This window comes from Pseudoalteromonas ostreae, assembly GCF_018069805.1.
GTDB lineage: Bacteria > Pseudomonadota > Gammaproteobacteria > Enterobacterales > Alteromonadaceae > Pseudoalteromonas > Pseudoalteromonas ostreae.
Window position 1 is genome coordinate 58,761 of sequence record NZ_JAGPYN010000007.1, and the last position, 10,575, is coordinate 69,335.

Here is a 10,575-nt window from a genome sequence, read left to right on the forward strand (position 1 = left end):
TGTTGCTTTAACTCATTCATCAAGGTTGGTTAGTTATTTTTTAATTGTATGTAATATTTTTGTGTTTATTGAACAGGTAACATAGGGTTAATCTTGAGGTAGATCAATAAATACGTCTTTAGGATATTTTTTTTGTGTTGCTTTTGTTGGTCTGGTTTTTTTGTACTACTCTCTTTGTCGTAGTATTAATTATTTTTATCACAGTAACTTTATTTATTGGTATTTATATACCAAGTTTTAAATGAAAGTTATTGCAAAATTAAGGTGCAGTTGATTAGCGCAGCTGGTGGTTTTAGCGGTTAGTTTACCTTTAAGTTTCAATACGTTATTTATATTGTGCGGATCACAATATGTGCAATCGTTAAATAATGTTATGAATCTATGTAATTGATTATATTTCAATTTTAGTGGTTTACACTGAGGCAACCAAGCTATAGAAGTGCAGAGCTTTATTTTGGCTTTGGTGTTGCAGTGAGCCGCAAACCAAAATAGGCCATGGAATGAATATAAATTTAGCGGCTAGGTTAGTTAAATTAGCTAACACGCGTGGTAGTGATACTGCATATCAATATTTTTATGACGATCTGCAACCTTGTAAAACACTCACTTATGCGCAGTTGGATGAACGTGCGAAGCAAATTGCTCGGCATTTGCAGGAGCATTTTTCGCAAGGGGATAGGGCATTATTATTATTTAATTCTGGTTTTGAATTTGTGGAGGCATTCTTTGCGTGTCTGTACGTTGGTATTGTTGCTGTTCCTGTTTATCCTCCTAAAAAAAATCAAAATATTGACCGTTTAAGAAGTATTGTTGTTGATGCCGGTGCGAAAGGTGCACTGACCACAGAAAAAATTAATGAAATAGCACGTCCATTATTTGAAGCTGAACCTTTATTGGCTGATTTAGCTATTTTTACCACTGACGCTGAACCCACTTATCAAATTGACACTATAGATTTTCAGCACTGCGAAGTAGCAGCTGACGAATTAGCCTTTCTGCAATACACATCTGGCTCAACGGGTGAGCCAAAAGGGGTAATGGTTAGCCAAGCCAATATTCTCGATAACCAAGAAATGATGAAGCGAGCCTTTGGTCATGATCACAGCACCGGTATTGTCAGTTGGTTACCGCACTTTCATGATATGGGTCTTATTTTTGGTATTTTGCATCCGATCTATATTGGTGCCCCAGCGGCTTTGATGAATCCGACTTACTTTTTACAAAAGCCGTATCGCTGGCTCAAACTGTTAAGTGATACTAAAGCTGTAACCTCCAGTGCGCCTAACTTTGCTTATGATTTATGTGTCGATACAGTTAAAGATGCTGATTTAAAAAATCTCGATTTATCGCATTGGCGCTCTGCATTAAATGGTGCGGAGCCCGTTCGAGCGACTACGTTGGAGCGCTTTGTCGAGAAATTTAAAGCCGGTGGTTTTCGCCGTGACAGTATTTCTCCTTGTTATGGCATGGCGGAAACAACTTTATTTGCAAGCGGGGGGAAGTTATCACAGCCACCAACTGTGTTACGCCTTGTCACTGCCGAATTACAAGCAGGTAAACTAACAAACGTAGCGCATGGCGATGATGATTCGTTTTGTGATTTACACACATCATCTGATAACTCGCCTTATTATGCGGTGTCGTGTGGGATTACGTGGCACAACCATACAATGGCTATTGTTAATACTGACACTAATAAACGCTGTGCTGATGGCGAAACCGGCGAAATTTGGATCAAAGGTGCAAGTGTTGCACAAGGTTATTGGGGAAAAGCCGCATTAACAAAAGAAATATTTCAGGCCTATGTTGATGATAACGATGGCCCATACGTACGCACTGGCGACTTAGGCTTTGTATATCGCGATGAGTTGTTCGTCACTGGGCGTTCTAAAGATGTATTAATTTTTCGCGGTAAAAATTATTATCCACAAGATATTGAATTGACGGTAAGTAACGCAAATGCTGCACTTGATAATAACGGTGGTGCGGCATTTTCAATAATGTATGAGCAGCAAGAGCGGCTCGTCATTGTGCAACAAGTAAAACGTACTGCGGTTCGTAAACTTGATCCTGAAGCGATATGTAAAGATGTGATCCAAGCGATTACAGAGCATCATGGTATTACGCCCTATGATGTTGTACTGATAAAACCTGGGCGAGTATTAAAAACATCTAGCGGAAAAATTCAACGTCAAGAAAACAAACGTCATTACTTAGCGCAGCAGCTAACGCCACTTTATCAATTGCGTGGTTCTTTTGAGAGCGAAACGTTTGAGCCACAATCAGCAACTATATTCAGCAGCCACTCTGTACTTGAAAATGAGCAACATGCAAATTTACTTAACTTGTTGCAAAGCGTCGTTGCACAGGAAGTTGATATGGATCCGCAATCACTTGCTGTTGATGCTTCATTTCAATCTTTAGGGGTTGATTCAATGAAGGCGGTGCGTATTTCGGGTGAGTTAATGGAATTGCATGATATTGAGTTAGAGCCGACAGTTTTATATGACTATCCATCTATTTCACAGCTTGCTAATTATTTATGGCAATTTGCTGCGATCCGAACCGCTGCTATCTCATCAAATACAGTCACTATGCCCGCAGCTATACCCACACTAAATGAAGCTGCTCAGCCTCTAAGGGACTCCACGGGCAAAGACATTGCCATTATAGGCATGGCATGTCGTTACCCTGAAGCTGAAAGTATAGAGGCGTTTTGGCAGCTATTATGTAACCAACAAGATGCAATTGGACTGCCAAACGAAATTCGCGGCATGTTATGCCCACATTTGGATAATACCCGTTTAGGTGGTTACATCAGTGACATTGAACAATTTGATGCAAATTTATTTGGTATTTCTCCAACCGAAGCTAAGCATATAGATCCTCAGCATCGATTGTTGCTAGAAACCAGCTACCATGCCATTGAAGCCGCGGGTTATGCGCCGATGCAATTATCGGGTGAAAAAGTAGGGGTTTATATTGGTATCTCGCAAAATGATTACTTTTTACTTTCTCAGCAATATGAAAAGAAAAATGCTTATTTAGGTACTGGTACTGCGCTGAGTATTGCGGCTAATCGGTTATCGTATTATTACAACTTCTGCGGGCCAAGTGTTGCAGTTGATACAGCATGCTCATCTTCGTTAGTTGCATTGCATTTAGCCATGCAAAGTATTCACAGTGGTGAAATAGCCCAAGCTTTGGTAGGCGGGGTGAATTTGATCCTCAGTGATGAGGTAACAAACGCCTGTGAAAGCGCGCAAATGCTTGCAAAAGATGGCCGTTGTAAAACGTTTTCAGACTCCGCAGATGGCTATGTACGAAGTGAAGGGGTGGGATGCTTATTATTAAAGTCGTTAGCGCAGGCAGTACAGGATAACGACCCTATTTACGGGGTACTAAAAGGCAGTGCAGTTAATCAAGATGGCCGCAGTAATGGCATTACAGCACCTAATGGCTTGTCACAGCAAAGTGTTATTAAGTCAGCGTTAGCTAATGCACAAATTGCAGCAGATGATGTGCATTATGTTGAAGCCCATGGCACTGGTACAGAGCTGGGTGATCCAATCGAAGTATCGGCGCTGAGTAAAGTATATAGGCCGCAAACAAGCTTAGCTGAGCCACTTACTGTGGGGGCTGTGAAAGCGAATATTGGCCATTTGGAATCGGGGGCAGGCATTGCTGGTGTGATCAAAACCATGTTATGCATGCAGCATAAAAAAATACCCGGCCAAGCTCATGCTAAAGAGCTTAACAAACACATTGCTTGGCATAAAATTGCATTAAAAATTAACCGTGATTTACAACCGTGGCCTGTTAGTTCAGACAATGGTTGTATTGCTGGTGTTAGCTCGTTTGGTTTTGGTGGCACCAATGCACATATTATCTGTGCGAGTGCACCTCAACGTGCGGTCAATACCATTGATTTAGCCTCGCAAACGGGATTTTACTTGTTACCGTTATCAGCTAAAACTCCCGATGCGTTAGCCAATTTACTGACACGTTATGAAACGAGATTAAAGAGTTTATCTGATAATGAATTTGATGCGCTGATCTACACAGCAGCACACCTGACTAAGTTTAAAGAAGCAAAACGTGCCGTATGCGGCGAAGATCGTGCAGGTTTATTACGTGCGATGCGAGGCTTAAATATAACCTCGCATTTAAGTGCGGCTGAAAATGATAAAGCTGCGACAAATTATGAGTTAGTAATGCTATTTACTGGTCAGGGCTCGCAATATCCTGCAATGGCAAAACAATTGTATGATACGCAAATTGTATTTAAAAACGCGATTGATGAATGTGATAATTTACTTGGCGATAGACTCGGCGAGTCATTGCTAACGGTTCTCTATCAGCAAAGCCATAAACAGTTTTTAGAACAAACTAACTGGACTCAAGTCGGCTTATTTGCGGTTGAGTATGCTACGGCCAAATTAATGATCCACTTTGGCGCCACTCCTAAGCTGTTATTAGGTCACAGTGTTGGGGAGTATGCAGCGGCATGCATCGCTCAGGTGTTTTCGTTAGCTGATGCTATTTTATTGATAGCTGCGCGTGGCCAACTCATGCATGAACTTGCTGATAATGGGGGCATGTTTGCAGTGCGTTGTAGTGAGCAAGTTGCCCAGCAAGTCATTACAAAATGCCATGATAATGGCAAGACTCAAATTGCAATTTCAGCCTATCATGGTGCTTCTGGCGTGGTGTTCTCAGGCGAAAACTCAGCGCTTGAGATTGCCATTGAGTTGTTAAAAGAACAAAATCTGACGGTTAAACAGCTTAACACAGCGCGTGCTTTTCATTCACCACTGATGGATCCGATGCTTGATGATTTTGCGGCTATAGCAGCGCAAGTAAACTATAGAAAGCCTTGTTATCCCTTGTTGTCGTCGGTGACTGGCCAGCTAGAAACTGACGCCTTAGCAACACCTCAATACTGGATCGAGCAGATCACTAAACCTGTTCGCATTGATTTATGCGTGAGCGAGTTAGATAAACGTGAGCATTTGTGCGCGGTAGAAGTTGGACCAAAACCTGTTTTGATGGTGTTATTGCAAGAAAACTTGCCCCATTTAGATGCTGAATATTTACCTATATTGCACAATCAAGGTGCTGATCAAACACGTTTAGTAACCAGTTTAGGGCGTATTTTTGAACTAGGCATTGAGCTAAATTGGGCGCATATTTATCCACAAATAAATATTCAAAAACAGCCATTACCCGCTTATCCGTTTGTAAAAAATGCACATTGGATAGTGCCAACAGCAAAGCAACCAGCGCTAAAAAGTACTGTAATGCAGGAAAATATGCAGGCCAATAAATCGGTAACAAACATAAACCAAGTTGTTGCACGAACTGAGCTTATTCGTGACATCGTACTCTCTAATCTTGCAAATTTATTATCATTACCAGTTGATGCTATAAAAACGAATGTTCCCTTACTTGAAATGGGGGTTGATTCATTAATGATAATGCAAGCCGTACGCGCCTACGAAAGAGAATTTGGCTTAGAGTTTAGTGTACGCCAGTTTTACGAAGAACTAAGCACAGTGGATAGTTTATTGGATTATATTGCGCAACATAGTGACTTTTACCCACACACTGAAGATGCCCAGTTAACCTCGGATATTGCAATTGTAGAGCAAAAGACCCCTTCGTACTCTGATCCTACAATTTCTTCAGCCAATATGGGGTTCGATCAACAGGCTATCATGGCAATTTGCCAGCAGCAGCTGCAAGCTGCTGCGAGTGTAACTAATGATTTTGGCCGTCAAAGCATTGCCGCAGTGACAGCGCAACAATTACGTTTTTTTCAGGGCAGTGCTATAACCTCCACGGCAAGTGTAACGCCAGACAAGATGCTTCAGCTGCAAGTAAAAACAGTTGCAATGCCCGTAAATAAACGCGCCACAGAACTTCCTGCATCGCAAAGTAGACAATTACACATGCAGCATCAGTCACCCGCTATGCAGCAGCATTTTGAACAACTAAAAGCTGATTACTGCGCAAAAACCAGCGCATCTAAAAAGCTGGTTGCTCAACATCGTGGCAACTTAGCTGATTGCAGAGCCTCAGCGGGGTTTAGGTTATCAAGCAAGGAAATGCTTTATCCGATTTATGCAGATCACTGCAAGCAAGCCAGATTATGGGATATAGACGGCAATGAATACATTGATATTACAATGGATTTTGGAGTTAATTTATTTGGCCATAAAGCCGAATTTGTGACGGATGCCTTAGCGCAACAAGTAGATCAAGGTATTCAATTAGGCTTAGCAAGTCCTTTAGCGTGTGAAGTGGCTGCTTTGATCAGCGAATTAACTGGTTTGGCGCGTGTGACGTTTTGTAATTCAGGCACCGAGGCGGTCATGACCGCACTGCGCTTAGCACGCAATTATACAAAACGTGACAAAATTGTGCAGTTTAGTGGGGCATACCATGGTCATTATGATGGTACTTTGGCGCACTCTGTGGGCCGAGGAGACATAGAGCCTATGTGCGCAGGTGTTCGCCAAGGCGCAGTTAATGACAACTTAGTATTAGATTACGGTAGCGCGCAGGCGCTGGAAATTATTCGTGCAAATGCACATACAATTGCTGCGGTATTAGTTGAACCGGTTCAAAGCAGATACCCAGAAGTACAACCGTGGGAATTTTTAAAAGAGCTCAGAGCAATAACCGCAGAGCATGGGATAGCACTGATCTTTGATGAGATAATCACTGGCTTTCGTGCTCACCCTGGTGGTATACAGAAGTTGCTGGGGATCCAAGCTGATATGGCAACCTATGGCAAAATTGTTGGTGGAGGGTTACCAATTGGAGTTGTTGCCGGCAGTGCCGATTACTTAGACGGTATTGATGGTGGTGTATGGCAATATGGTGATCAGTCTTATCCACAAGCTGATACGACTTTTTTTGCTGGAACATTTTGTAAACACCCGATGGCAATGGCCAGTGCAAAAGCGGTTTTAAGCGAAATTAAACGCCAAGGACCACAGTTACAACAAAGGCTAAGTGATAAAACCAGTTATCTGAAAACAACCCTTAATCGCTTTTTTGCTGATGCAATGATCCCAATTCAAATTGAAGCTTTTAGCTCTTTATTTCGTTTTAGATTTAGCCAAAATCTAGATATGTTTTTTTATGAAATGCTTAATCGTGGCATCTTTATTTGGGAAGGACGTAACTGCTTTTTATCAGCAGCACATACAGATGCAGATATAGAGATCATTATTACCGCAGTTAAAGACAGTGCCTTGAGCTTAAAGGCGGCAGGTTATTTTGGTAGTGACCGTGATGATAAGATGCGCTTTGCCACCTCAGCGACGACATTTCCATTGACCGAGGCGCAGCAGCAATTACTTGCCTTAGCGTCAAAGTCACCTGAGGGGGCTTTTGCGTATCACTTACAAGCCGTACTTAAATTAACAGGTCAGTTAGATATAAGTCGATTAGTTACCGCAGTTGATAAAACAGTACGCGAGTGCACTATTTTACAGTATGCAATTGATAGCGATACGCTTTGCCATAGGTTAGTGGCTGAGCATCGTCCTCAATTGTTAGTTATTAATCTACAACACTCAGATAATAATATCGCTGTAGCAACTCAGTTGCAGGAGTTACGTTACCATGCTTTTGATTTTAATAATGAAGTTGCATGTCGCTTTGCACTACTAAGAGAAAATGATAATACTGCTTACTTAACTGTGGTTACGCATCATTTACTGTGTGATGGCGTATCGTTGCAGATTATTTTGAGTAAAGTTGCCCAGCACTATACCAACACCCAGCACTATAAAAACACAACAGAGGCGTTGGCAGCACCGCTAGACTTTAGTGCATATGTTAAAGCACTTGACCACTATAAAGAGTCTGCTAATTACCAGCAAGATAAGGCATTTTGGTTGGCACAACTAGCGCCAAGTATGCCGTTGCAACTACCAACAAACACTGCGATTGCAACGACAACGAACTATGCAGTATCGGTATTGACTGTTGAGCTTAATGAGCACACCAAAAGAAATATTGCTGATCTGGCTAAACAGCAGGGCTGCGGTCAATTTGCCACTTTATTGGGGTTATATATAGCGTGGTTAAGTAAGCTTAGCCAGCAATCAATGATCACCGTTGGCATTCCTTGCTCTGATCGACAATTACTCCCTCAAGCTAATAGCGCAGAATCTTCCGATAGCGAATTAGTCGGTTATTGCACGAATATTTTACCAATTTGCATTGATATTACAAATATCAGTAGTGTTCGAGAGTTAATCAAAACAGTGCAATCTGAATTATTAACTGCATTTGAACATCAACATTTCCCTTATTCAGCGTTAGCAAATGAATCGCTTAATTTACCTAATACTTTATTTAATTTAGATAAAGTTACTGCTTTACCGGTATTTACTGAATTGCAATTAAATACCATGCCAAGCAATACCTGTTATAGCCAATTCCAATTAAGTTGTAACTTAACTCAGTTTGCTAACAGTTGGTCACTCACCCTTGAATATCAACAAGATAAATTTACATATGAACAGGTAAATCATTGGTTATCAGGGTTAATTGGGTTGTTTAGCAACGCTGTTGGGACAGACGAACTAAACAGTGCGAACTGTTCATTGTTAGATGATGTACAAATAGCGACACTGGTTAATGAACAATGTGAGCGTGTTGATAAACAACTTTGTGTCGATTCTTGTATCGTTTCATTTGAATATGCTGCGACTCAATACCCTGACAATATTGCTATTACCTGTGATGGCGAAAGCCTTAACTATTCACAGTTAAATCAACGAGTAAATACCTTTGCCCATTATCTTATTGAGCAAGGTATTGGGGTCGGCAGCTTAGTCGCAATTGCACTACCAAGGCGTGCGGAGCTGATTATTAGCTTATTAGCGGTATTAAAAACGGGGGCTGCATTTTTGCCACTCGATATTACTTTTCCGCAAGCACGCATTGAATATATTCTGGCTGATGCACAAGCTGATTTACTGTTGTGTGACAGTTTTAGTGATAGTAGCCCAATTATCGCGAGCAATAAATTGCCCGTATTAGATATTGATACTGTAGTGCTTACAGGCTTGCAAAGCAGTAATCCAGATCGTGTTATTGATCCTTTATCAACCGCTTATGTTATTTATACATCGGGCTCAACGGGGCAACCTAAAGGTGTGGAAATTAATCACCAAGGGCTACAAAACCTGTTGCTCGCTGTGACGGTACAGCCAGGAATAGAGCCAACCGATTGCTTGTTAGCAGTTACCACTATTGCATTTGATATCGCGATGTTAGAGCTGTTTTCGCCCTTAATTGTTGGGGCTAATGTACTGCTTGCGAGTGAGCAAACATGCAGTGACCCATATGCAATTACCGATCTAATAGCACATTTCCCAGTGTCTATTATGCAAGCGACTCCGACGTTATGGCGATTAATAATAAATGCAGCACCTGATTGTTTAGCTGGTATCAAGGTCTTGTGTGGTGGCGAACCGCTTGATCCAGCACTTGCTCAGGCGGTGCTGTCGCAGCAGGGGGATTTATGGAATATGTATGGTCCAACCGAAACCACCATTTGGTCTGCAATTAGCCATATTCAGCACAGTGATGATATTACGATAGGTTCAGCAATTGCTAATACGAGCTTGTATGTTATGGCTGAGGATGCACAAAGTCCATGTTTACCTCTACCTATTGGCGTGTGGGGGGAGTTATGGATCGGTGGTTTAGGGTTAGCGACTGGCTACTTACAGCAGCCAGCACTCACAGCTGAACGTTTTGTTAGTCATGTTTTTAATGGTCAATCGCATCAGCGTTTGTATAAAACTGGCGACCGTGCAAGGCGTTTACTCGATGGCCGTATTGAACTACAAGGGCGGTTAGATCAACAAGTTAAACTAAACGGGCATCGTATTGAATTAAGTGAAATTGAACACCACCTGCGCTTGTTATTTGCGAACCAAGATGTACGTGTTTTTATCAAACCAAACAATCACGACCAGCCGAGTTTATGTGCTTATAGCCTTGAGGACGACGGTTTAGAAAGTGTTTGGAGTGTGAGTGAATTACGCCGTGTGCTATCACAATCATTACCAAGTTATATGGTGCCAGAATCAATCTGTTGGTTAACGCAGTGGCCAACCACACCAAATGGAAAATTAGACACGAAAGCATTACCGCTTCCGACTGCGGCTATGCAATCGGCAATAGTACGTATTGCCCCCAGCTGCGCGACTGAAACGAGCTTACTGCAACATTATTTAGCATTACTTAAGGTTGCAGTGTTAGGTACCCAAGAAAGTTTCTTTGATTGTGGTGGTAACTCTGTACTCGCTATGCAGCTTGTGTCACGAATTAATCTGCAATTTAAAGTACGGGTGACGGTAGGCGATATTTTTGACTACCCTAGCGTGGCGCAATTAGCGCTGCGAATTGACGATTTATTATCAGCGCGAGCAGCAAGTACAGAGCAAAGTCAGCCTCAGGTTACTGTTGTGAGCGATATAGTGAGCGGCCGTGATATTAGTAAAGCCCTTGATGATAGCAGCATGACAGAAATGGACTTGTAAC

Annotated in this window: 1 protein-coding gene; it reads left to right on the forward strand. The window is 41.9% G+C overall.

The window, feature by feature from the left end; translation table 11 throughout:
- Positions 1–500 precede the first annotated feature (500 nt).
- Positions 501–10,574 carry a non-ribosomal peptide synthetase/type I polyketide synthase gene (locus tag J7338_RS07330; RefSeq protein ID WP_210796439.1) on the forward strand — a complete coding sequence of 3,358 codons (10,074 nt, stop codon included), beginning with the start codon at positions 501–503 and terminating at the stop codon, positions 10,572–10,574.
- Position 10,575 lies beyond the last annotated feature (1 nt).

Bases quoted from the DNA above. Each gene is read 5' to 3' on its own strand.
- J7338_RS07330 (WP_210796439.1), top strand. From the start codon at position 501: ATGAATATAAATTTAGCGGCTAGGTTAGTTAAATTAGCTAACACGCGT.